We start from the raw sequence: 23,504 nt of genomic DNA on the forward strand, positions 1-23,504 counted from the left end.
TGACATTTGTGTCCGAAGCTTGAAGCCGTTCCCGGTCGCTCCCAAGTGTAGAGGTACGATCGTCGCCGCCGGTGAGATCGCCCGGAACCACCGTCATTCGGAGGCTGGATGCATACCGAGATCAACATTTTCGACAGGCCCATCGAGCGCATCAGGAAAACCTGCGAGTTGACGGGCTTTGGTGCCGATTTCGACCGCAAGCTGCCGGAACTCGAAACCTACCTTGAAAGGCTGATGGCCGAAGGCGAAACCAGCGAGGAACGGCTGACCGTGAGCGGTCTGACCTTTGTCAAGCAGGCATAGCAGGGACTTTGCGTGAAGCCCTGGCAAGGCGGCGTCAGGAAATTTCGTCCGGAAGCCTCCAGGCCGGATCCGGCGCGCAATACTCTTCCCTGATTTCTTTCACGTGATAGCGGGTCAACAGAATCGCCCCGCCGGCTTCGTCGGCAACGGAAAGATCGGAAATCAGGGAAGCGTCGAGGGCTTGCTTCCAGACCTCTGCCTCAGTCGGCAGGCCAGGACCGATTTGCCTGTCGTCGGCAAACAGCGCGTAGGGCACGAGCCTCTCCCCAATCAAAACCCCGCCAGCTATCTAAGATAACTGACGGGGCTTTTGAGCTGATAATTCCGGTGGATTTCTCCTTTTCCTGAACTACCTGCTCCCTCCTGCAACGCCGGACGATGGATATCGTTCCCAACCTTTTCGGTTGCAGGTGAAAAATGGCGCCCTGCCGATCGACCGTCCTTCCTGATTTTTCTGATGGGAACGGTGCACCAATGGCGGCTTTCGGACGTTCGCCTCAATCGCGTGGAACTATTGCCGCTTTTTCCTGCTTGAGAGCGGCGTCTTCAACCCTTGGAGCGGGACGGCCCATGCGCAAACTACTATTTGGAATCGCACTCACACTACCAATCGCTTTCATGTCCCCGGCAACGGCGATGCCCCGCGGCTACCCGCTGATCCACGACTCTCTGGTCAAGGGAGATCTGATCGAAGTAAAGGGCGGGCACGGCCGCGGGCATGGTTGGGGCCGCGGCCACGGTTACCGTCCGTTTGGTTGGAGCCGCGGCCGAAAAGTCGGTTGGCGCGGCCGTGGCTGCCCGCCGGGTCACTGGAAGAAGGGCTGGTGCTGAAACCGGACGGCCGGCCACTTTCCCTCTAGGGCGGCTACAAGGCTAGGGCGGCTACAAGGCCCGTGCCGCGTTGCCCTTGAACAGGATTGGGCCGGTCGGTCGTCCGATGGGTGAGCCGCCTTCGGGCTCCAGCGTGATCTCGAACAGTTGATCTTGCGCGGTTTCCGGCAGCGACTCCAGGTCGAGCTGCAGCGTGCGCGACTGACCGGTGAGGCCGATCGACTTCGGGCCGATCGCGCGATCCCACAAGGTCCAAACCTGCAGCGTTCGGCCGGGAGGAACCTCGATCGGCCGCAACGGTATCAACTCGACCCGGCCGTTCGAAAAGGCGTTGACGATGGCGCCGGCCTCTTTCGTCGTGTCGTTCACCAGCACGGCGACGTAAATCGGCTTGCGCTGGGCGAGCGCGATCATGTCATGACGAAGCTGGCGCGACGTCGCTAACGCACCGATCATGATTGTCGCAAAAAGCAGTGCGGCGAAGGCTCCGCCGATACCGAGGCCGCGCCAGAACCGGATGTTGTCCCACAGTGTGGCGCCGCGCAGCGCGGCGCGTGCGGAGGGCAGGGCGTCGATCGGCGCGATTCTGGTTGCATCCACGATGCGCTGCCAAAGCGCCGGGCTCGGTGGAGTTTCCTCGGCAGTGAGATCGAGGTCCGCAAGCCGTTCCCGCCACGCGCTGACAGCCTGAGCAAACGATTGGTCGGTTGCGATGCGCCGTTCGGCGGCGGCGTGCTCTGCACCGTCAAGGAGGCCCATCACGTAATCGGCGGCCATGGCGTTATCGGCTTCGTGCGGGTTCATCCCATGCACTCCTGCAACGCAAAGAGGCTACGCCGTACCCAGCTCTTGACCGTGCCGAGCGGAACCTTGAGCCGTCCCGCCAATTCGCCGTGGCTCATACCGTGAACATAGGCGAGCACCACGACGTCGCGACGGGGGCGGTCGAGCTGCTCGAGACACCGGCGCAACGCGCTGGTCTCCGGCATCCGTGACAGAGTGGTCTCGCAGTCGACATCCGCGACGCTTTCATCGGATGCTTCGTAGCGGTGCTCATCGCGATGAATACTGAGGGCACGGTTGCGCACCACCGCATAGAGCCACCCCCGCGCGCTGCCGCGGCGCGGATCGAAGCCGGCCGCGCCGCGCCAGATCCGGATAAAGGCGTCGTGCACCGCTTCTTCCGCTAGGTCCTGCCGAAACAGGATGCGGCGCGCGATGCCGACCATGCGCGGCGCCTCGCTGTCGTAGATCACGCGCAATGCGGTGCGGTCGCCGGCCGCGCAGCGCGCCAGGGCCGCGGTAAGCTGCGCCTCGCGCTCCCCATCGAACAGGGCAGGAGCCTGCAGGTTGGCGGTGATGGTGCCATTTCCAGTCATGTCTATGCCCTTGCATAGTTGTTCTACCTTGAGATGCGGCATTTGGATGCATGTGTCGAAAATAATTTTCAGTGTGCTGCATCCGTTTCGCCGCGCCGCCGGTACCCGCTGTGTTGGTCCCGAGAGGATCATAGCAACACAGGGAGCTCACCAATGAATTATCGTTCGATTTTCGCCGCTTCGGCCGCACTATTGCTGTCATCCGCAGCCGCCAACGCCGCGCAGGTCGCAGCCCTGATCGGCGGCGACACCATTGCGATGGTCGATACCGCGCAGAAGAAGGCGACCGGGTCGGTCAAGGTCACCGGCATTTCCGGTGCGCTGGTCGGCATCGACGTACGTCCGGCTGACGGCATGCTCTATGGACTGGTCGACGATGGCACCATTGTGACCATTGCGATGGACGGCAAGGCCACGACGAAATCCAAACTTGACACCATGCTCGCCAAGGGCGTAGCCGCGACGGTCGATTTCAACCCGGTGGCGGATCGCCTGCGTGTGATGGGCGCGGACGGGATGAACCTGCGGGCGAATGTCGATGACGGCAAGGTGACCAAGGACGGCGATCACAAGTTTGCCGATAGCGACATGCACAAGGGCGAAAAGCCGAACATCGTCGCCGGCGCCTATATCAATTCGGTGAAGGGCGCAAAGGAAACGGCATTGTTCAACATCGACGGCACCATCGGCGGATTGATCAAGCAGGCGCCGCCGAATGACGGCGTGCTCGGCGCGATCGGCAAGCTCGGGATCAAGGCGGATACCGTCGGGTTTGACATCTGGTCCGACGGTAACGGCAAGAACGAAGCCTGGCTGATGGCGGGCGGCACGCTCTACAGCATCGACCTCGCGACCGGAAAGGCGACCGAGGCTGCAAAGATCGCCGGCGTCAGCGGCACGGTCAAGGACATCGCCATCATGGGAATGTAGCCGACCGCTGCCATCTCCGGACGCCGGGATTCTGCCGGTTGCTTGCGCGACCGGCAGAACTTTCCGGTGAATTCGGGCTCAGCCAGGTGCTTACGCCTTCTTCAACGTCTCGAGCGCGTTGCGGACATTGGGATCGAGCCCGGTCCCGCCATTGTCCAGATGGGCGAAGATCGCCTTGCGCATCCGCGGGTCCCAGAACTTTCTGATGTGCTCGGCTATGCCGGGGCACGGCCTTATCTTGTCCCTGGCTCTGAAAGAATTTGCCGAGTTGATTGGCCATGTAGATCAAACGGTCAGGCGACATGGGCGGCTCCGGCAGCGCCAGTATGTTGTGCAACCGCAATCCGCTGTGGATGCGTGAAGATCTCAAATCCATCCGCATGTGCGATGGCCGCGAGCGTGATACCGGCGGCACCCGCGATGCGAACGGCAAGCGCGGTCGGTGCTGACACCGCGACCATCAGCGGGGCGCCGATCGCGGCGGTCTTCTGCACCATCTCGACTGAGACGCGGCTGGTCAGCAGCACTATGCCGGCGGCGGCCGGAATGGCAGCCTGCGCCAGCGCGCCGGCGATCTTGTCGAGCGCGTTGTGGCGGCCGACGTCCTCCCGCAACGCCACGAGGCCGTGCGCAGGCGTCCAGAATGCCGCCGCATGCACCGCGCGGGTCTGGATGTTGATCTGCTGCAATGGGATAAAAAATTGGACAATATGAATGTCGAATTTCCGTCCCTCGGACGCCGTTTTGAAGTATTGGCGCCTTCGCGCCCGTGCTATTTGTGGCACTTGGGCGACCGCCCATACGGCCAAATTTCGTGGGATTTCTCGGTGATCGACAAGCTTGAACTTCTGCTGGCGCTGGCAAAGGAGCGGCATTTTGGGCGGGCGGCGGAAGCCTGCGGCGTCACCCAGCCGACCATGTCGACCAGCCTCAAGCAGCTTGAGGAAATTCTCGGCGTCATGCTGGTGCAGCGCGGCTCCCGGTTCCAGGGCTTTACGCCGGAGGGCGAGCGCACGCTCGACTGGGCGCGGCGCATCGTCGGCGACGCCCGCGCGATGCGGCAGGAGATCAACAGCCTCAAGGACAAGCTCTCCGGCGAAATCAGGATCGCCGCGATCCCGACCGTGCTCGGCATGGTGGCGCAGCTCACCACGCCGTACCGCGCGCGATACCCGGACGTGCGCTTTCGCATCCAGTCCTGCACGTCGGCCGATGTGCTGGGCCTTCTCGAAAATCTCGAGGTGGATGCCGGGCTGACCTATATCGAGAACGAGCCGATCGGCAAGGTTCGCACCATTCCGCTCTATAACGAAAGCTATCGCCTGCTGACGGCGCCCGACGCCATGTTCGGCGACCGCAAGCAGGTCACCTGGAAGGAGGTCGGGCAGGTGCCGTTGTGCCTGTTAACGCCGGACATGCAGAACCGCCGCATCATCGATCGCGCGCTGGCCTCCGTCGGAGCCGAGGCCACGCCGACGCTGACCTCGAACTCGCTGCTGGTGCTCTACACGCACGTGAAGACCGGGCGCTGGGCGAGCGTGATGCCGGCCAAGCTTGCGGAGACACTGGGGTTGGCTGACTCCGTCCGCAGCATTCCGATCGTCGATCCCGTCGTCGACTACAGCATCGGCATGGTGATCCCGCAGCGCGATCCGATGACGCCGCTGATCGCAGCGCTGGTGCAGGTCGCCCGCGAGGTGGCGCCGACCCTGGCGTAGATCAGGCCGCCTCGGCCTCGGCCCTTGCTTTCGGCTTCGGCTGTTGCGGTTCGCGCGGCAGCACGATGCGGACGACGGTGCCGGTGCCGAGCTTGGAGCGCAGCCGCATCGTGCCGCCATGCAGGCTGGTCAGCGACCGCGCGATAGCTAATCCGAGGCCCGATCCCTGGTAGGTCTTGGTGAGCTGGCTTTCGACCTGCTCGAACGGCTTGCCCAGCCGCCGCAGCGAAGCGGGCGCGATGCCGATGCCGGTATCGGCGATCATCAGCACGATCGAGTTGGGTAGCACATGGCTGCGCACCGTGACCTTGCCGTCGTCGGGGGTGAATTTTACGGCATTGGACAGGAGGTTGACGAAGATCTGCTTGACCGCACGGCGGTCGGCCATCACGGAAATGGTGCTTTCGATATCGGCGTCCAGCGTCAGGTGCTTGTCCTCGGCACGCCCGGATACCACGCGCAGCGACTCTGCCAGGATCTTCGACAGATCGAGCTGCTCCATGTCGAGCTTCATGCGGCCGGCCTCGATCTTCGACATGTCGAGGATGTCGTTGATGACTTCGAGCAGGTATTTGCCGCTGGTGAGGATGTCGTGGCAGTACTCTTGATATTTGTCGGAGCCGAGCACGCCGAACATGCCGCTGCCCATGATCTCGGAGAAGCCGATGATGGCGTTCAGCGGGGTGCGCAGCTCATGGCTCATATTGGCGAGGAATTTCGACTTCGCCTGGTTGGCTTCCTCGGCGCGGTTCTTCTCCTGCGAATATTTTTCCGCCAGATCGGCCAGCTCGGCCTGCGAGCGCTTCAGATCGAGCACGTTGGCGCGCAGGCGGGCGTCGTTTTCGATCAGCTTCTGCTCGTGCTCCTTGATCCGGGTGATGTCGGTGCCGACCGAGACGTAGCCGCCGTCCTTGGTGCGGCGCTCGCTGATATGCAGCCAGCTTCCGTCGTCGAGCTGCGCCTCGAATGTGCGGGCTCCCGGCGCTTGCGCGCCGGTCTCCTGCAGTCTGGTGCGAACCTCCGGCATGCTGCCGACCTCGATTACGGTCTCGTACGACGTGCCGGGGGTCACCGCCGTATCGGGCAATTTGTGCAGGCGCTGGAAATGCGAGTTGCAGAGCACGAGGCGATCTTCCGCGTCCCACAGCACGAAGGCTTCCGGAATGGTTTCGATCGCGTCGCGCAGCCTGAGGTCGGCTTCCACGGTCTTCTCGGCGAGGCTCTTCTGCTCGGTGATGTCGACCGCGATGCCGATCAGATGCAGCCCGCCATCGGCCGAGGTGTGACTGAGCTCGCAGCGCACGCGCAGCCAGATCCAGTGGCCGCCGGTGTGCTGCATGCGGAAGCTCTGGTCGATGTGGGTGATCTTGCCGGCGATCATCTGGTCGGCGATCGCGAACAGGTCGATGTCGTCGGATTTCACCAGCGCGTTGACTTCGCCGAAGGTGAGGAGGTCGTTGCGGGAGTCGAGGCCGAGCATCGTGAACATCGATGCCGACCAGAAGATGCGGCCGCGCGAGAGGTCCCAGTCCCACAATCCGCAGCGGCCGCGGTTGAGCGCGGTATCGATCCGGCCGCGCACTGCGTCATTGATCAGGTCGCCCTCGCGGGCGCGGGTCGATTGCCAGTGAAAGGCGAAGCCGAGGATCAGCACGACAAAGCCGGTGGTGGCCGACAGCGTCACCGACAGAGCGGCATCCGAACCCCACAGCGGCTCGTTCCGTTCCTGGATGACGATGACCATGCCCGGCAGTGATTTGACCAACCGCGAGATCGCCATGGCGCCGTTGCCGTTCGGCAGCGTCATGTCGCTGACGACGCCCTGCTGGCCGGGCGTGGCGAGCAGTTGCGCCGTGCTGATGACGTCGAGGATGCGATCGCCGCCAAGGCTGCCTTCGACGGGAACGCGGGCCAGAATCCGGTGGTCCGAGCCGGTGATGATGACGTGGCGGCCGCTCGCAGCGCCCCAGGCCGGGATCAGGTCCGGCAGCAGGCTCTGCAGCCGTTCGATATTGGCGGCGCGATCCTGCCGGACCGACGCGAAGCGGTCGAGCCGTTCGGCTAGGAGCTCGGTGAGCGCGGAGAGATCGCGCTTCATGGCGGCGCGCTTCTGCCGGCTCTGGTCGATCACCTGCACGAAGGCGCCGAGGCAGATCGTGATCAGGAAGGCGATGATGAGCGTGGGCACGGCGCGGCGAAGCGCCGGCTCTGCGGTGAGCAGCCGGTGGTAGGCAGGTTTTGCGATCGATTGCGCCAATCCTTTGATCGAATCGGATTGGACACACGCGTTCGCCGCATGCGCGCGCGCCATGCTTTAGACCCCCGCCGAAGGCTCTTTTGCACATTGTCCGGAAGCACCCCGTAGCTTCCGAATCATGCCGATTTGAATCCACTTTTTTCGGGCTGTCGAGAGTCAACGATTCGTTAATTCGAAATAAATCTTGTCCAACACGAATTAAGGCACGCTCGATGCGAGTCCGAAACGGGAACGGGCGCAAACCTACGCGCGCGGCGGTTCGGCATGGCTGATGACGCGCTTGATCGACGGGAACGCGTGGCGCAGCGCGCGCTCGATCTCGTCGACGTTCTCATGCACCTTGATCACGCTCATCGACGGTGCGGCGCGGCAATGGAAGTTGACGATTTCGCCCGCATCGGTGTCGCGGACCCGCACATTGTGAATGTCATGGATCGCGCCGTTGCCGCCGGCAAAGCGCGACAGCGCGGCCTTGATGGTTTCGACGCGCTCAGGCGCAGCGTCGGTGCCGTGCGGCAATTCCGGCCCGAGCGGCTCGATGTGGGTGTCGACCTCGACGTCCTCGCCAAATTCCTCGCGGATGCTGCGCTCCAGGTCGTGGGCGATGGCGTGCGCGGCGGTGAGTTCCGTGTCGCCGTCGACTTCGAGGTCGATGCCGACAATCAGCCGGGCGCCGAGATCGTGCACCGTGACGTGGTGGACGGCGAGGCCGGAATTGCGGGCGATCACCATGATGCGCTCGCGCACGCTCTCATTGTCGCGCGCGACCGGCACCGCGGTGAAGGTGAGGTCGGCGTCGCCGAGCGCTTGCGTGACCGCGACTTGCGCGGTCTTCTTGATCGCCTCGACCCGGTCGATCGGGTAGGTGCGCGGCACTTTGACGATAGCGTCGATGAAATGCGTCGGCCCGACCATGCGCACGCGCACGCGTTCGACACCGACCACGCCGGGCACCGCGCGGATCGCCGCGGTCGCTTTTTCCGACGCGCCCGCCGGCGCGCGGTCGAGCAGGGTTTCGACGGTGGAGCGCCCGAGCCTCAGGCCGAGGATCGATATCATGACGGCAACGGCGATGGCGGCAACCGAGTCGCCCCAGGCATAGCCGAGCCCGGTCAGCGCCAGGCCGGCGATGACGGCGACGGATCCCAGCACGTCGGAAGCGAAATGCAGCGCGTCCGCCGCCAGCGCCTGGCTCCGCGTCTGCCGCGCCGTGCGATGCAGCGCCCGCGCGCGCCAGAAATTGACCGCGATATCGATCACCAGCACGACGAAGGGGACAGCCGATATCGTCGGCGGCGGCGCACCTTCGCGCAGCCGGCTCCAGGATTCGACCAGGATGCCGCCGGCCAGCACGTAGAGCAGTGCGATGACGAACAGCGCCGACAGGCTCTCGAACTTGCCGTGGCCGTAATGATGTTCCTCGTCGGCTGGCTGGTCGGATACCCGCACCACGAGCCACGTGATGACGGTCGCGATCACGTCGACGGAGGAATGCAGCGCCTCCGAGATCAGCGCGAGCGAGCCGATCGCGATACCCACCGCGAACTTCGCCGCAGCCATGCCGGCGCTGGCGAAGATCGAGATCGCCGCGACGTTGGTTTTTATGGTGGGGATAGTGGTCATGGCCAGCGGTTTAGCAGGGCGCTGTGTGGGATTAAAGCTGACAGTTGGATGCGCAATCGCCACTCACTTGCAGGAGCGATTTGTTGCGAATTGTTCCGAGTTGATTTTCGCGTCGTCCCTGCGAAAGCAGGGACCCATAGCCACCGATGCCTGTTGTAGGCGAAGCTGTAGCTCCAGCGTCGCGCAACATGGACATCTGTGGTTGACGATAGGCTTGCGCGCATTGGACACGCCTCCGCATTCTCGCGGCGCGATCCGCCCGAGCTTTGCAAATTCATCCGCCCTACTGGAAGAGGGCGCAGGGAATGCCGGGTGCTTGCTGCACCCGCGGTCTCGTGTGCAAGTAGCGCAAAAGAAACGCACACGAGCATACAGGTACAGCCGAGGCACTCCGGCATTCCCTGCGCAGTGGTTTTACGGCTTATACCGCGCTCTCCCTGGAGACGAATTCCTCTTGCCTCCATCGCTGCCGGATTAAAGGCTTGTCGAACCCGGTTGGGCTCGACGCACCTCCGTCAGCTTGACACCAGCCACGGGTGCCAGGACCACACGGTTTTGCTGTACGCTTCAGCGCCGTACGTCCTGCGCGCCGTGTCCGCTCACGGCCGAAGAGCCGCCCTGCGAACAACTTCTCGCGCCGACGCTGCCGCGTCCACCGCATCCCGCCCCACGTTCGTGACGATGGCCAACGCCCCTCTTGTCGGGACAGGACGGCGGGATTTGTAAGCGTGATTTGGGTCTGCGGCGAAGCTGAATATTTTTGATGCGACGACTGGACGGGGCAAATCACGTTGAAGTTGTTAGCGAAAATTGATTATTCGAGAAAAATCGATTTTTCGTGCACGCCGGTTATTTGCCCAACCAGCAGGACAGAGCCGCACTGCCATTGCTAGCTTCTGAACCGATAGAACCAAGGCGGCGCACTGAAAAACATCGGCCAAGCAGGGGACTAATGCCGACTAAAACCTGTGCTGCATGAGTCGGTAGCTGGGCTATAGCAGACACCACATTGGTCTTGCCTGTGTCGGCTTTTGAGCCGACGGCTTGTCGAGCTCGCATGCCCTATTTCACGAGGTAGGCAAGCAGGAGTTCGGCGAGCTCGCGTGGATGGGAGAGCGCAACCAAGTGGCCGCCTGGGATTTCGTCGACGGTCTTGCCGAGCCGCTCGTGCGCCACGCGTGCCTGAAAGTCGCGCGGAAAGAACCGATCGTCTTGACCGGCCACGACGTGAATCGGAACGTCAGGCCACGCTTGGAAGTTCGCGGGCTCGCTAAAGGCGATCTCGGACTCCCGGCGCTCGTGCGCGGCTCCTTCTTCGGCGATATCCTTTGGCACATCATGAAGGAAATACGTAGCGAGATCGAACTCGACGCTGTAGCCACCACGCTTGGCTGCAGCCTGCCGCGCTTCGAGCCACCCAGTATGGCCCCACCACTCACCGGCCGTTTCGCCGGGAAGAGGGATCATCGCGTTCACGAAGGTGAGCATGCGAATCGGCGTCCGAGCGCGAGCGCACACGAGCGCTGCCGTGAATGCGCCCATCGATTGAGCAACGATCACCACGTCTTTTCGCTTTCCGATCAAGGCGACGACGAGGTCGGCGTAGGCGTGTAGCCCTGCGTGAGCGTCGTCACCGGGTAGATCGACGGCGAGCGCCTCGTGACCGGCTTGCCGGAGCAATGGTAGGACGCGATGCCAATACCATGCGGCACCGCCAGCTCCAGGGATTAGAACGAAGGTGGTCATCAATGCCAAGCGAGTTTGCTGCGAAATAAGTAGGGCTTCGGCACGTCCCGCCGGACACTATGGTACTGCACGGTCGCGGGGCGCGGAAGGGGTGCATGTCGCCTTCGGTACATCCGTATCCATCCGGTGAAGGCCCCCGGGCCTCCAACCGCACTATCATTCCCATCTCGAACACCAGAGCTGCTGACATGACGTTGTCAGCAGCCGGCGACTACAGTGCCGACCGCGGGGGATCGATGAATGGCTTATCGGCTGCAGTGCGTCGGCGCTTCGGGCAATTCGTTCAAGGTCGCATTATTCCTCAATTGTGCCTACGGGCTTCGCGACAGGTATCGTCCGCTTGTTTGGCCCCAGCGGACATGCCAACCACTCCGATTGGTGTGTCTGCTTCCGGGGGAGGCCGGACATGGCGAAGTAAACCGCCACGTCCGCCAACTGACCACAGCCTGAAATTTTCGATCCCAGCCGGCTCCGCTGACGTTCGAAAAATTACTAGCGCGCAACAAATCCCGCACCTCGTGCGCATAAAACATTGACGGGCTGAATTTTCTCTGCGTTTAGATCATGACATTCGTCGCGGGTGAAATTGCCTGCACTCTTAGAGGACCGTAATGCGCAACGCACGCACACACATCGCAGAGACTGCCGCCCGCGTCCGGCCGCTTATTCGGCTGGCCGATTGGTCGTGCATGTCCGTGATGGCGTGGGGCCCGAACTTTCAGCTCGAAGCGGGGCTGATCCGCAAAGCAAGAGTGTAACTCTCGGCGCAGGGCCGCTCCCTCCGCCGAACCGGCAGGAGGGCAAGATGAACGCCCGCAACGACGTCAAGAGACCATCCGATCAGAGCTTGGGCGCGAGGCCTTTGCTGGCAGCGGCTCGACGGCGATTTGCCGCGCGGGTTGATTTTCTCGTGGCTCGCTGGCTCGAGCGCTGCGCCACGAACGCCGAGGCCGCACAATGGTTGTTCAAGACCGATCGGAAGCCCACACGTGAGTTCGGGATGGACGTGAGCCTTGTCGTTTCATCTCCACGTTGGGATGAGTCGCCATGACGGGGGCAGGGGGGTGGGGATAGCTTCAAGGTATGGAGAGAGGCTGCCCAGATGGCAGCCTCCCTTAATCTGTTGCAGATCACCAGTGGTGACCTGATGCGTCCTCAAAGCAAGGCTCTCCCTGTTCAATGTCGACTCTTCACGAACCGGATCTGACGATGTCTGCTTACGCGGGCAAGGCAGATCTCCCGGTTGCATCTCCGGACTTCCGAGTTTGACCGAGGCTGCTCAGCTACTTGGGCCGGCGCCCCCTTATCGCATGCGCGCGTGCATCACATGTTATGTGGTCATCGGCGCCTGCTGGTAGGCGAGCACGCACCCGTAACCTGAGCGTATCAACGTCCCTCGATTGCATAGCGGCAACCGTAGGCCCAAGCGAAGGGGACTTGAGATTTGTCATCCAGAAATCGTCAAAATTTGCAAAGGTCCGGCTTACGGTGATCTCCCGCGTTTGCACGTCCTCGAGGCCTGCACCGATCCACAAGTCGCGTAACGCTTCCATTCGAGACGCGTCCATCCGTGGTGGGCGCGGAGGCGCAATGCCCATTGCCTGTATCTCAAGGAGGATTGGATCTAGCGGAAACCCGCCACCCAGCATGTCCCACATGTAGGTCGCGACTGCACCGCCCGGGCGAACTACTCGAACCATCTCGCTAACGCCCTTCGCGGGGTCCGGAACGAACACAAGTACCAAGGCCATCACGCCTGCATCGAAACTGCCATCGCCGAAGGGAAGCGCCATAGCATCGCCCTTACAATACTGTGCCAGGCGCGACGCAGTTCGTGTGCGTGCAAAAGCGAGCTGCGCGTCAGATGGATCAATACCTTGGACCTCCACGGGGCTACATCGCTCGACCAATAGCTCAGTGAAGGCCCCGTTGCCGCAGCCGACGTCGATCCACCGCAAACCCGGGGATGGCGCCAACCAATCAAGGAAGATTTGACCAGCGAGTCGGCTCCAGACTCCCATCATCTGCTCATAGGCGGCACCGTCATCGAATCGAATTTCTTGTTCGACCATTGCTGAAGCTCCTGCCGCGGCCCCCAATTGCACCGCTCAACGGTACCATTACCCTAGTCGTGTTGCCACAGCCGCGCGGACGCGCGCTTGGCCTGAAATTGGCTTATTGCAGACGTGGCTGGCGGCGCGGCCCATGTCAGCGCGCAGCGCGCAGGGCGGATTAGCCGCAGGCGTAATCCGCCGCTGCATCTGCAGCAAGATGGCGGGTTACGCTGCGCTAATCCGCCTACGACTGTTGTTACGCGTCAATCAAGAATCAGGGCGACCAACACGTCGCTCCTGCTCCCGCTTCCTGCGTGTAACGCAGTCCACACTCCTCGTCCGGATTGCTGGTATGCCGGTAAGCCACGAGCCAGTCGGCAAAGACAGCTTGCGGGGCTTGGTGGTCGACGGTCGGGTCGTTGAGGAGGCCGAGCGGTTCGCATGTGATTGCCAATCAACAAACGAAGGGGTTTGTTCAAGTAGATGGGCAACCAAAGGGGCGAGGTAAGAGTTCTGAGAGGGCAATCATGGAGGTATTGGCTCCGACAAAATCGTAACCTGCAACCCATCTGGGAGGAAACCATGAGGTATCATCTCAATTCATCGTGGATGTGCGGTTGTGTTGTGCTTGCCTTGGCAGCCCCGGCGGCCTCTGTGTCGGCCGTGGCGGAAGAATCAGGCCAATGGTTCGGTCGAGCCGTTCTGGTCACCCTATCGAGCAAGAGCGTGAAGCTGGAACACCGGGCTGACCATACGGTGTCGGTCACTGAATACGACGGTGCCGTGTTCAATGCCGACGGCAAGCCCTTTCTCGACAAAGCCCGCTATCAGGTGGTTGATCAAACGGATGCTGGCATGTCCAGCGGCGGCTACAAGACCTTCACGGAGGCCGATGGATCCAAGGTCTTTGCCAAGTACGTCCTGAAAGACGCGAAGCCGCGGGAGTTCCGCGGGACATTCCAGTTCACCGGCGGCACGGGTAAGTATGCGGGGATCACAGGCAGCGGCGATTACCATGTCGTCCTGATCAGTGACACGGCCTTGTGGGATGAACTCCGTGGCGAGTACAAGATTCCCGGTGACAAGCCGACCACGGGGAGCGCAGCGCCTCCGCGGTGAACTGCTGAAATTCGGCATTTGATTTCCGCTGCTGGCACATTTGAGACGTGCCACGGAGCCCACGACAATCATTGCCGGTCGACATTCCGCGGATGACGCCTTGTCGAGTACGCCATCCGCACCTGCAATCGGTCTTCTACGAAGAAACGAGCCTTAAGCCTTCAGGTCCGTGATCCGCATGATCGCGACCGAGCTGCTAGTTCTTGGCTCGCAGGATGCTGATGCGAGATTCGTCGACAAAATTCTTGCTGTCCTGATCGGACCGGCGGAAGAGGTTGCGTTCGACAACGAGTGAACGGCCACTGATCGTCTTGGTGCAGCGCTCCTTGAGATAGATGCCTCCCACTGGCTGGTCTCCTGCACCCGGCTGGCCCTCGGTACATGCCCAGCCGTCCGAGCCGTAGCGCGATCTAGCCTGTAGCCCCAGGAGAAACGCCTTCTTCCGGATATAGAGACGCGCCGTCGGATCGGTCTCGATCTGCAAGCCGGCAACGTGCGCGGTATCGTCGATCAGCAGGGTGAGGATCGCCGGATGACCCGCCACCATCGTGCCGTCGCGGCTGGTCGACGGATCGTAACCAAATCGGATGGCCCGTGTTCCATTCGCGTCGGCAGGGCAGTCGCGCCAGTTCTGCCAGCCAGCCAATGTGCGCTTCGGGTCCGCCGCGCAGTAGAAGTCGACGTAACCGGTCTCCGGCAACTCGGCCGCAGCCATTCCGAGGCGAATGTCACGCAGATCGTTGCCGCTGAATTCTTCCGCACCAGCCGGAGAGCTCGCGAGCGTGACGGCCTGCCAGGCAAGCAGGCCCGCAGCAAGAACGCCCGGCAGCTTCAGTCTGCGCATCACTGGCCCTTCCCGGTGCTGGCGGTCGCATCATCTGGCTTCTGCGCTTGGTTCTTGTAGACGTCGCATACCCGCGAGGTGCTTGAGAAGAAGGCGACGCATTCCGCGTAAGTGGGTTCGCCGGCTCCCTTGATGTGGGCGATCATGTAGTCGGCGACGGCTTCAATATCCTTCGGCCGCAGAAACGTTCCGCCCTCGGGCGGCATCTGTGCCCCCGCGTCCTGGCGGTTCATGCCGTGGCATTTCACCTCATCGTAGGCGCCGCGCATAAAGAATGGCATCCCGGTGCCCGGCCGCCCGCAGCCGACGATTTCAATGATCTGATCGCGTGTCAGCTCGGACTTGCGCAGCGACAGCGCATCGCCGCCGTAGCCGCCGCCGCCATTGCCGTGCCATTTGTGGCAGCCCACGCAATTGGCTTTACTGAAAACGGCCTTGCCGGCATTGGTCGGATCCGAAGCTGGCGCTTGCGCCGACTGACCGAAAGCTGTGGTACCAATCGAGAAATTCAGGGCGACGACGCTCACGATCAGCATGCCTGCCGCCGGGAATCTGCTGAAGATCATCATTGCGTCTCTTGTCGAAGGAGGGCCCGCGGTTGGCGGACCCTCCGTTTTTTGGATGTCAGAGTGCGAATACGTAGAGCATCGATCCCGGCTGTATCTTCTTCAGTTCGGGCGTCGAATCGATGAACCACTTGTCCCAGGCGCCGCCCAGGCCGACCAGGATGGCAACGTACTGTTTGCCATCGACCGTAAAGGTCATCGGCGGTGCGTTGACGCCGCCGCCCGTGTTGAACTCCCAGAGCTTCTGCAATGACTTGGCGTCAAGCGCCATCACTTCGCCGGACGGCTGACCGGTGAAGACGAGGTCGGGAGTTGCAAGCATGCCGCCCAAATTGGGGAACGGCGTTTCCATTTTTTGGGCGATCTTGCCGGTCGTCACATCGATCGCAGTCACGCTGCCGGTGATCCTGAATGGCTGGCTCGGGCCGCCGCCGGTCCAGAACTCCCGCGGTTTCAGTTTTTCCGGCGTCATCACCTCGACTTTGATGCGATTGCAGCTCTCGATCACCGGGATGTACCAGAGCTTCAAGTCCGGATTGTAGGCCGTCGGCGGCCAGTTCTTGCCGCCCATGTTGCCGGGGCAGATGTCGGTTTCCATGTTGGTGCGGCTTGGCGTCACCGACGCGATATAGGTCTGCACGGCCTTGTTCGGGTCATACTCGATCGGCTTGCCGCTCTCAGGGTCGAGCCCTTTGGTCCATGTGACTTTCTTGACGAACGGGAGGCCCCAGACGAACTTGCCGGTGGTGCGATCGATCGCATAGGCGAAGCCGTTGCGGTCGGCTTCGAGCGCGAGCTTCCGCGGACCACTGGGCCCGGGGACGTCGACCAGCACGTTTTCCGCCACGCTGTCGTAGTCGTAGGGGTCGTTTGGCGTGTGCTGATAATGCCACTTGATCTTGCCAGTCGTGGCATCAAGGGCCAGCGAACTATCGGTGTAAAGGTTGTCGCCTGGCCGATATTCATTATCCCAGTCCGGCCCGGGGTTGCCGATGCCCCAGATGATGGTGTCCGTTGCTGGATCGTAGGTGCCTGTTACCCAGGTCGAACCGCCGCCGGCGGCGGCGGCGTTGTTGCTGTCTTTCCAGGTCTCGCTGCCGGGCTCGCCCTTGCCCGGGATTGTGTGGGTGCGCCAGACCTCCTTCTGGGTCGTCAGGTCGGTGGCGGCGATCCAGCCACGGATGCCGTACTCCGCGCCCGCCACGCCTGTGATCGCCATGTTCTTGACGATCAACGGCGCGCCGGTGATCACCTCGCCCTTGTCCGGATCGGCCACCGTGCGCTGCCAGGCAACCTGACCGGTTTCCTTGTTGGTCGCGATCAGCCGGCCATCAAGCGTATGGGAAATGACGAGATCACCCCACAAGGCGACGCCGCGGTTGTCGACGCCGCAGCACGCCACAGCGCCAGCCCAGTCACGATCCGTCTTGGGGTCCATCTTCCAGAGCAACACGCCGCGGCCACCATGCGCATCGATCTTGTAGACTGAACCCCATCCATCGGTGACGTAGAGAAAGCCGTTTTCGGCAATCGGAGTGCCTTCCAGCCCGCCATGGCTCCAGATGCCGCCGCCTTCGATGCCGCCGAGATGCATGGTCCAGGCGACCTTCAGGTTCTTCACGTTATCGCGGTTGATCTCCTTCAGAGTGGAGAACCGGTGAGCCGAGTAATTCTGATGATGATGAAGCCAGTTGCCCGGCTCCTTCTCGACGTTGAGCAGCCGTTCCTGATTGACCTCGTCGGCGGCGGACGCGGGCAGTGCGGCCGTGATGCCCGCGGCAGTGACTGCAATAGCGAGCAGGCGCGCTCGCGTGGAGATTCTTGTGTGACCTGAAAATCGCTCCATGAGAAATGCCCTCCTTTTGGCAGTCCACGTTAAATCGAGCGTCCGGCACATCCGGGCGTTTAGCTGAGAAGCCTCGTTCAGCGGCTCACCGGGCCGCTGTCGCGATCAGGGCGTTCGTGAAACCCGCACCTCCGTTTCTTTGGTTCCGCCTTTCTGGAAAACGATGGCGCATGTAAACGTCTCGCCGTCGACAAGTTGCTGCCGCGTCTGCAGCAGCATCACGTGATGTCCGTCGTGCTTGAGTTCGGTCGTCTTGCCCTCCGGGATTGGAATGGACTTGATCTCGCGCATGGCTGGGGCGCCTTCGCCGCGATCGACCGTGTGCCTTACGGCGAAGTTCGCGAACGGACAGCGGACGCGCAACAGGGCGTCGGCTTCGGCCGCATCGTTCCTGATCGTCATCACAAGCGGGAGATCGATACCGATCTGATCGGACGCATGCACCCGGGCGTTCGTCACTTGCAACGCTTCACCTGCCGCGGCGAACCCGCGCGTCAGCCAAAGAACAGCAACCAGTCCGAACACAAGAAATGCAATCCGGCCGCGATCAAGCCGTGCGCCATCAGCACCTGATGTCGCTGTCGCGGTCATCGGCTATGTCTCGGCCGAAGGGTAATCCTGTAAATGCGCGGTCAGTCGAGGTACACAAGCGAGGGATGCCCAAACGAAACTCTTCGTTCTGCACATTGGCGTGCCTCCCAAGATCGATTTTCTCTTGTTTCTTGGCGTCTCAAGTTACGCTTCAAAATAAGGCGACGAAAGGGCGCTGCGCATTTTTCCCGATCGATGACCGACAAAATGCGCTCGCCTTCACAGCCTCTACGCTGCTCGCTGATCAGGTGATCGAACAGACCGCCTCAGTTCCGCTGTTGGGCCTCGCTTTTGCGCTCTGGACACGAGCCTGCGGCATTGTCCAAAATCTCTCGGTACAGAGGAACCGCCCCGATGCCCATCATCGATTCCCAGGTCCATGCCTACGAGGCGAACAGTCCGAAGCGGCCTTGGCACAGTGTGCCGAACTGGCCCGATCACGTCACGGGTGACGAGATGGTGGCAGCGATCGACAAGGTTGGCGTCGACGGCGCGATCTTCATCTCGGCGTTTTCGTTGTACCGCTACGACGCCAGCTATGCCGTGGAAGTGCAACGGGCCCATCCCGGCCGGCTCGCCATCGTCAAGCCGGTCGACCCGGATGACCCTGATGTGGCCGACGTCGTCGCGGAGTGGAGGAAGACGCCGGGCGCGGTCGGAATCCGCATCATGCTGACCAAGGAGGCCAAGCGTGCGCCTGACCATCCCGGCCTCGACCGGATTGCGCGTGCGGCGGTTCGCCATGATTTTCCGGTCAACCTCCACTGCTGGGACAATCTGGATGCGGGCAGGGCGCTGATCGATCGCCACCCCGACACGCGGTTCATCATCGATCATCTCGGCCTCCTGCAGCCACGTGTTCCGCCGGCGCCGCCAGAGCCTTGGGCGGAGTTGCCGAAGGTGCTGGAACTCGCTGCGCGGCCGAACGCCGTGATCAAGGTCAGCGGCGCCTGCACGCTGTCGCGCGAGCCGTATCCTTATCCGGATATCTGGGACCCGCTCGCCCGCGTGTTCGATGCCTGGGGTTTCGAGCGCTGCCTGTGGGGCACGGACTGGACGCGCGCATTCGCCGTCGTCAACTACGAGCAGGCGGTCGAGCCGTTCCTCAGGACCAGCCGCCTGAACGAGAGCGAGCGCGCCATGCTGATGGGCGGGGCCTGCGCCAAGGCTTATGGCTGGTCGCCGAAAGAAGGCTAGCGCGCAGGTCATCCACCTCAGGAGGAAACGCGATGGAATTTCGAACCTTTGGCCGCACCGGGATGCGGCTCTCGATCCTCGGCTTCGGCTGCGGCGCCGTCGGCGGGTTGATGGTGCGTGGCGATGCTGCCGACCAGGAGCGAGCCATCGCGCGCGCAATTGCCGCTGGCGTCAACTACTTCGACACCGCGGTGCAGTATGGCGACGGGGAATCGGAAAGGAACCTTGGCCGGGTTTTGCAGAAGCTAAAGCCGGTCGACGTGGTTGTCGCCACCAAGGTCCGGTTGCCGCCTGACGATCGTGATCGCATTGATGAGGCGGTGCGGCTATCGCTCGAAGGCAGCCTGGCGCGGCTGCGGCTCGAGCGTGTCGATATTTTTCATCTGCACAATCCCATCACCGAGCAAGGCGGCGGGCCGGCGCTGAGCGTGCGGCAGGTGCTGGACGAGGTGGTGCCGGTGTTCGAGCGGCTGCGGCGAGAGGGGAAGATCCGGTTTCTCGGCATCACGGCGCTGGGCGATACGGCGGCGCTGCATCAGGTGATCAATGCGCGCGTGTTCGACAGCGCGCAGGTCGTCTACAACATGCTCAATCCGTCTGCGGCCGGCGAATTGCCGGCGCGCTATCCGGCGCAGGATTATGGACGGCTGTTCGATCACACGGAAACCGCCGGTGTTGGCGTCGTGGGCATCCGCGTGCTGGCCGGCGGGGCGCTGTCGGGTTCGGCGGAGCGTCATCCGATTGCGGGCGCTGCGCCGGAGCCGATCGGCTCTGCCATGAGCTACGATGCCGATGTCGATCGCGCGCGCCGGCTGATGCCGCTGGTGGAGGAGGGATTTGCCGCCAGCCTGACCGAGGCGGCCACGCGGTTTGCGATCTCGCATCCGGCGATGGGCACGATCCTGGTCGGCATGGCGACGCCGCAACAGTTCGAGGGTGCACTCGCCGCGGTGGAGAAGGGCCCGCTGCCGCAGGCCGCACTCGACCGGCTGTCGGAACTGCGGCAGGCGTTTGCCGGCGAGGCGCGATGATCGAAAAACGACGGTCTCGGCTTCCCCTTACCGAATTATTAACCAATCTGCATCAGGTTTAACGGATTATTAACCAATCTGGTTCGGGATTGGCGTCGCGACCAACCGGCACCAAGGGAGCACCTGATGGATACCCGAACGTCCGCCGCACCCGACGAAAAAACGCCTCCGTCGGAGGCTTTGGCGACACAACTCAGCAAATCGGAAACGCAAGAGAAGTCGCAGCCCTCCAGCGAGCTGGAGATCAGCGCCGAACGGATCAACTCCTCCGTCGCCCGGCTGACCTCAAATTCGATAGGCGAACTTCAGGGGTTGGCTTCCGAACTCCAAAAAATGCAGGACTTCCTGCAGGCCGAGGTCAACAACGTGCAGCGCCAGATCGACAGCGCGTTGGCCGGAATCAACATCATCGTCGAAACGATTAGTCCTTGGAAAAGTATCGCGGGCTCGCAAACGCTGCCATCCGGTAATCGCCATGTCCGCGCGGGGGGACCGGCGGCCAATATTGAGCAACGCAGTCGCGTCGGGTAGCAGCGTCGCGCGCGCCGCTCGCCCGATATTGCGGACTTCCGACCGAACTGGCGTCGGTGCGGATACTCGGCTTCATCCCTGCGAGCGCTTCGGTCGAAGTGTACGCTGCGCGGAAGAGAGTGAACGCCGGATCGCCACCACCGCGTCACCAAATCGCCTAACGACTCAACGACACTATTGCAGCGGGGCGCGGGCGATGCGCATGGGTGCATGCAATGGTGCGCTATGGGTCCAATCTATGTCTAACGCCGGCCCTGAGTGGGCTGATTATGGTCGCGCTGCTTGTGCTTGGCGCGATCGTCGTTCGAAGTCTCGGACCGGCTGAGAAAGGTGACCGAGTCATTGCCGTGTCCGAACACAGTAAGGTGAGCACGCGCACGACCCCCGAGAATGATGGCCGAGCAACCCTCGATATTGGTGTCGCAGACCTGAGAGGGTCGCTGCCGTAAGATAACTTGCGGTTTACGCTGTCTGGAAAGAGCGGCGGTCTGCGTTCCCCGGATGCTGTGCAGCACGCCGCTTGCGGCGTGATGCACTGCTGATCCGGGGTCCACCGATGCGTGGGTCCCGGCTCTGCGGAGCAGCGCTCACGCGCTGCACCGCGTCCGGGACACAGAGCTAAAACGCCACCACGATTTTGCCGAGGTGCTTGTTGGCCTCCATGTGCTCGAACGCTTTGCCGATCTCGGCGAAGGGATAGACCTTGTCGATCGGCAGTTGCAGTTTTCGCGATTCTACGGCCGGCCAGATGTCTTTGCGGACCTCGTCAAAAATCTCGCGGATTTCCTCGACGCTGCGAGTGCGGAAGGTGACGCCGATATAGTTGATGCGGCGGGCGGCGTGGAGGTCGAAATTGAAATCGGCGTGGGTGCCGCCGAGCCGGCCGACATTGACGATGCGGCCCTTGACCTTGGTGGCGGCGAGATTCTGGTTAGCGACCTTGCCGGAAACCTGGTCGACGATCAGGTCGACGCCTTCGCCGTTGGTGGCGTTGAGCACCTGATCGACCCAGCCGGGGTCGCTGGAATCGATCGCGAGATCGGCGCCGAATTCCTTCAGGCGGCCGCGGCGCATCGCGTCCGTCGAGGAGCCGATCACGAGCTTGGCGCCCTTCAGCTTGGCGATCTGCATCGCCATCAGGCCGACGCCGGAGCTGGCGCCCTGGATCAGGACGCTCTGGCCCGGCTGAAGCGCGCCGTTGGTCACAACGGCGTTGTGCATGGTGGCGAGCGCGACGGGGAGGGTGGCGGCTTCCTCGAAGTTCATGTTCGAGGGTGCACGGAACAGCCGGCCGTGGTCGGCCAGCGTATATTCGGCAAACGCGGCTGCGCCCGAGCCCATGATCTTGTCGCCGACCTCAACACCTTCTGCGTCAGGCCCGAGCTCGGCGACTTCGCCCGCCCATTCCATGCCGAGTACGGTGCCGACGCCACCGGCCGCGCCATGCACGTGGCCCTTGGTCATGCCGAGGTCGGCGCGATTGAGGCCGCAGGCATGCACCTTGACCAGCACCTGCGTGCCCTTCGGCGAGGGCTTTGCGACCTCTGATATTTCGGCGCCGTTGGCGCCGTAGACATAGGCTTTCATGGGCTCTTCTCGTTGTTGGCGGAGACCGCTTTTATTCTGCTGCCTGACGCTGCGCGCCCGACAGCATGCCTTCGAACCGGCTGCGGATGATCGCTTCCGCATCGCGCACGATGCGCGAGATCAGTTCGGCGCAGGTCGGAATGTCGTGGATCAGCCCCTGGACCTGGCCGGCCGACCAGATGCCCTCATCGGCGTCGCCGGTGGCGTAGACCATCTTGCCGCGGGCGCCGGCGACGAGTTCGCGCACGTCCTCGAATTTCGCGCCTTCCCTTTCCATCGCCACCACCTTGGTCGAGATCGTGTTCTTGGCGACGCGCGAGGTGTTGCGCATGGTGCGGAAGATCAGTTCGGTTTCGCGCTCGTCATTGGCGACGATGCGCTCCTTGACGAGCTGGTGAATCGGGCTTTCCTTGGTGCACATGAAGCGCGTGCCCATGTTGATACCCTCGGCTCCGAGCGCGAGGGCTGCGACCAGGCCGCGGCCGTCGCCGAAACCGCCGGAGGCGATCATCGGTATCTTCACCTTGTCGGCGGCGGCCGGGATCAGGATCAGGCCGGGCGTGTCGTCCTCGCCGGGATGGCCGGCGCATTCAAAGCCGTCGATCGAGATCGCATCGACGCCCATCCGCTCCGCCGACAGCGCGTGGCGGACGCTGGTGCATTTGTGGATGATCTTGATGCCGTGCTTCTTGAACTCGGTGACGTGTTCCTGCGGCTTGTTGCCGGCGGTCTCGACGATCTTGATGCCGGCCTCGATGATGGCCTGGCGATACTCGGCGTAAGGCGGCGGCTTGATCGCGGGCAGAATGGTGAGGTTGACGCCGAATGGCTTGTCGGTCATGTCGCGGCAGCGCGCGATTTCCCTGGAGAGATCCTCCGGCGTCGGCTGCGTCAGCGCGGTGATCAGCCCGAGCGCGCCGGCATTGGCTACGGCCGCAACCAGCTCGGCGCGGCCGACCCATTGCATGCCACCCTGGACGATCGGGTGCTCGACGCCGACGAGCTCGGTGAATCGCGTCTTGATCATGTCTGCCCTCTGTCGTGAGATTTCGATGGGCAGGATGCCGCCACCTCCTGCAAAAGTCTACGGGGCGCGGGGTGGTGGTCAGGACAACGCCATCATGCAAAAGCAGGGGCTGGTTTCCGCAGGGCGGAACAAGTCAGCGTGGGGTCCGGTATTTCCGAGATCACCCGCTAACCGCACATGCTGCCTACGTCCAGATTCACGCAAGGTACCACCCACACCCGAACGGGTGTAACTGATATCGTGTCTATCGCCCGAACGTTTGCGATCCGAATTGACGACTCGGCTTTTGGCTTGCCGAGGTGACATCCTCTCTTGAGTGCGGGA

At 62.5% G+C, this 23,504-nt stretch carries 21 protein-coding genes and 2 pseudogenes; 8 read left to right on the plus strand and 15 right to left on the minus strand.

Annotation, left to right across the window (positions count from 1 at the left end):
- The first annotated feature begins 108 nt into the window (after window positions 1–108).
- A complete protein-coding gene (locus tag V1273_RS12380; RefSeq protein WP_334409767.1) occupies window positions 109–303 on the plus strand; it encodes a hypothetical protein in 195 nt (64 codons plus the stop codon).
- Window positions 304–337: 34 nt separating this feature from the next.
- Here the strand turns inward: V1273_RS12380 and V1273_RS12385 are convergent, their stop codons facing one another.
- The 3 genes from V1273_RS12385 to V1273_RS12395 form a co-directional block, all read right to left on the minus strand.
- The gene (locus V1273_RS12385; protein ID WP_334367947.1) at window positions 338–559 is read right to left on the minus strand and encodes a hypothetical protein; all 222 of its coding nucleotides are present in this window, start codon (window positions 557–559) and stop codon (window positions 338–340) included.
- Window positions 560–1,185: 626 nt separating this feature from the next.
- Complete coding sequence (locus tag V1273_RS12390; protein WP_334382917.1) at window positions 1,186–1,938, minus strand: anti-sigma factor; 753 nt, start codon at window positions 1,936–1,938, stop codon at window positions 1,186–1,188.
- A complete protein-coding gene (locus V1273_RS12395; protein ID WP_334409768.1) occupies window positions 1,935–2,513 on the minus strand; it encodes a sigma-70 family RNA polymerase sigma factor in 579 nt (192 codons plus the stop codon). Before V1273_RS12395 ends, V1273_RS12390 begins: the two co-directional genes overlap by 4 nt.
- A 153-nt stretch (window positions 2,514–2,666) precedes the next feature.
- Between V1273_RS12395 and V1273_RS12400 the strand changes: the two genes are divergently transcribed.
- On the plus strand, window positions 2,667–3,443 hold the full coding sequence (locus tag V1273_RS12400) for a DUF4394 domain-containing protein (RefSeq protein WP_334409769.1): 777 nt from the start codon (window positions 2,667–2,669) through the stop codon (window positions 3,441–3,443).
- Window positions 3,444–3,533: 90 nt separating this feature from the next.
- Here the strand turns inward: V1273_RS12400 and V1273_RS12405 are convergent.
- Window positions 3,534–3,747: pseudogene (locus tag V1273_RS12405) on the minus strand (formate dehydrogenase subunit delta).
- Window positions 3,737–4,150, minus strand: a pseudogene (locus V1273_RS12410) (formate dehydrogenase accessory sulfurtransferase FdhD); the annotation flags it as partial. The pseudogenes V1273_RS12410 and V1273_RS12405, both read right to left, overlap by 11 nt.
- A 120-nt stretch (window positions 4,151–4,270) precedes the next feature.
- On the opposite strand from V1273_RS12410, the gene V1273_RS12415 reads away from it, so the two are divergent.
- A complete protein-coding gene (locus tag V1273_RS12415; protein WP_057847652.1) occupies window positions 4,271–5,161 on the plus strand; it encodes a LysR family transcriptional regulator in 891 nt (296 codons plus the stop codon).
- A gap of 1 nt (window position 5,162) precedes the next feature.
- Here V1273_RS12415 and V1273_RS12420 read toward each other — a convergent pair whose 3' ends face one another.
- The 3 genes from V1273_RS12420 to V1273_RS12430 form a co-directional block, all read right to left on the minus strand.
- Window positions 5,163–7,472 carry a sensor histidine kinase gene (locus tag V1273_RS12420; RefSeq protein WP_334367951.1) on the minus strand — a complete coding sequence of 770 codons (2,310 nt, stop codon included), beginning with the start codon at window positions 7,470–7,472 and terminating at the stop codon, window positions 5,163–5,165.
- Between the two features lie 189 nt (window positions 7,473–7,661).
- A complete protein-coding gene (locus V1273_RS12425; RefSeq protein ID WP_334409770.1) occupies window positions 7,662–9,041 on the minus strand; it encodes a cation-efflux pump in 1,380 nt (459 codons plus the stop codon).
- A gap of 1,062 nt (window positions 9,042–10,103) precedes the next feature.
- Window positions 10,104–10,787, minus strand: coding sequence for an alpha/beta fold hydrolase (locus V1273_RS12430; RefSeq protein WP_334369232.1), 684 nt, complete (start codon window positions 10,785–10,787; stop codon window positions 10,104–10,106).
- 805 nt (window positions 10,788–11,592) lie between these two features.
- Here V1273_RS12430 and V1273_RS12435 point away from each other — a divergent pair.
- A complete protein-coding gene (locus V1273_RS12435) occupies window positions 11,593–11,838 on the plus strand; it encodes a hypothetical protein (RefSeq protein ID WP_334382912.1) in 246 nt (81 codons plus the stop codon).
- 232 nt (window positions 11,839–12,070) lie between these two features.
- Here V1273_RS12435 and V1273_RS12440 read toward each other — a convergent pair whose 3' ends face one another.
- A complete protein-coding gene (locus V1273_RS12440) occupies window positions 12,071–12,859 on the minus strand; it encodes a class I SAM-dependent methyltransferase (RefSeq protein ID WP_334367954.1) in 789 nt (262 codons plus the stop codon).
- 564 nt (window positions 12,860–13,423) lie between these two features.
- Between V1273_RS12440 and V1273_RS12445 the strand changes: the two genes are divergently transcribed.
- A complete protein-coding gene (locus V1273_RS12445) occupies window positions 13,424–13,960 on the plus strand; it encodes a hypothetical protein (RefSeq protein ID WP_334367955.1) in 537 nt (178 codons plus the stop codon).
- A 196-nt stretch (window positions 13,961–14,156) separates the two neighbouring features.
- Here the strand turns inward: V1273_RS12445 and V1273_RS12450 are convergent, their stop codons facing one another.
- The 4 genes from V1273_RS12450 to V1273_RS12465 form a co-directional block, all read right to left on the minus strand.
- Window positions 14,157–14,804 carry a hypothetical protein gene (locus V1273_RS12450; RefSeq protein WP_334409771.1) on the minus strand — a complete coding sequence of 216 codons (648 nt, stop codon included), beginning with the start codon at window positions 14,802–14,804 and terminating at the stop codon, window positions 14,157–14,159.
- Window positions 14,804–15,340 (minus strand): c-type cytochrome, encoded by a 537-nt coding sequence (locus V1273_RS12455; protein WP_334382910.1) that lies wholly within the window; start codon window positions 15,338–15,340, stop codon window positions 14,804–14,806. The genes V1273_RS12450 and V1273_RS12455 overlap by 1 nt, the downstream gene beginning before the upstream one ends.
- An 88-nt stretch (window positions 15,341–15,428) precedes the next feature.
- A complete protein-coding gene (locus V1273_RS12460; RefSeq protein WP_334409772.1) occupies window positions 15,429–17,216 on the minus strand; it encodes a PQQ-dependent dehydrogenase, methanol/ethanol family in 1,788 nt (595 codons plus the stop codon).
- A 105-nt stretch (window positions 17,217–17,321) separates the two neighbouring features.
- A complete protein-coding gene (locus V1273_RS12465) occupies window positions 17,322–17,807 on the minus strand; it encodes a copper chaperone PCu(A)C (RefSeq protein ID WP_334367958.1) in 486 nt (161 codons plus the stop codon).
- A gap of 354 nt (window positions 17,808–18,161) precedes the next feature.
- Between V1273_RS12465 and V1273_RS12470 the strand changes: the two genes are divergently transcribed.
- From V1273_RS12470 to V1273_RS12480, 3 genes are all read left to right on the plus strand, one after another.
- A complete protein-coding gene (locus V1273_RS12470) occupies window positions 18,162–19,004 on the plus strand; it encodes an amidohydrolase family protein (protein ID WP_334409773.1) in 843 nt (280 codons plus the stop codon).
- A gap of 32 nt (window positions 19,005–19,036) precedes the next feature.
- Window positions 19,037–20,035 carry an aldo/keto reductase gene (locus tag V1273_RS12475; RefSeq protein ID WP_334409775.1) on the plus strand — a complete coding sequence of 333 codons (999 nt, stop codon included), beginning with the start codon at window positions 19,037–19,039 and terminating at the stop codon, window positions 20,033–20,035.
- Window positions 20,036–20,161: 126 nt separating this feature from the next.
- Complete coding sequence (locus V1273_RS12480; protein ID WP_334376367.1) at window positions 20,162–20,566, plus strand: hypothetical protein; 405 nt, start codon at window positions 20,162–20,164, stop codon at window positions 20,564–20,566.
- A gap of 618 nt (window positions 20,567–21,184) precedes the next feature.
- Here the strand turns inward: V1273_RS12480 and V1273_RS12485 are convergent.
- Window positions 21,185–22,153 carry a zinc-binding dehydrogenase gene (locus tag V1273_RS12485; protein WP_334409776.1) on the minus strand — a complete coding sequence of 323 codons (969 nt, stop codon included), beginning with the start codon at window positions 22,151–22,153 and terminating at the stop codon, window positions 21,185–21,187.
- Between the two features lie 31 nt (window positions 22,154–22,184).
- Window positions 22,185–23,180 carry an NAD(P)H-dependent flavin oxidoreductase gene (locus V1273_RS12490; protein ID WP_334409777.1) on the minus strand — a complete coding sequence of 332 codons (996 nt, stop codon included), beginning with the start codon at window positions 23,178–23,180 and terminating at the stop codon, window positions 22,185–22,187.
- Window positions 23,181–23,504 lie beyond the last annotated feature (324 nt).

The sequence above is a fragment of the Bradyrhizobium sp. AZCC 1721 genome (genome assembly GCF_036924715.1).
Lineage (GTDB): Bacteria > Pseudomonadota > Alphaproteobacteria > Rhizobiales > Xanthobacteraceae > Bradyrhizobium.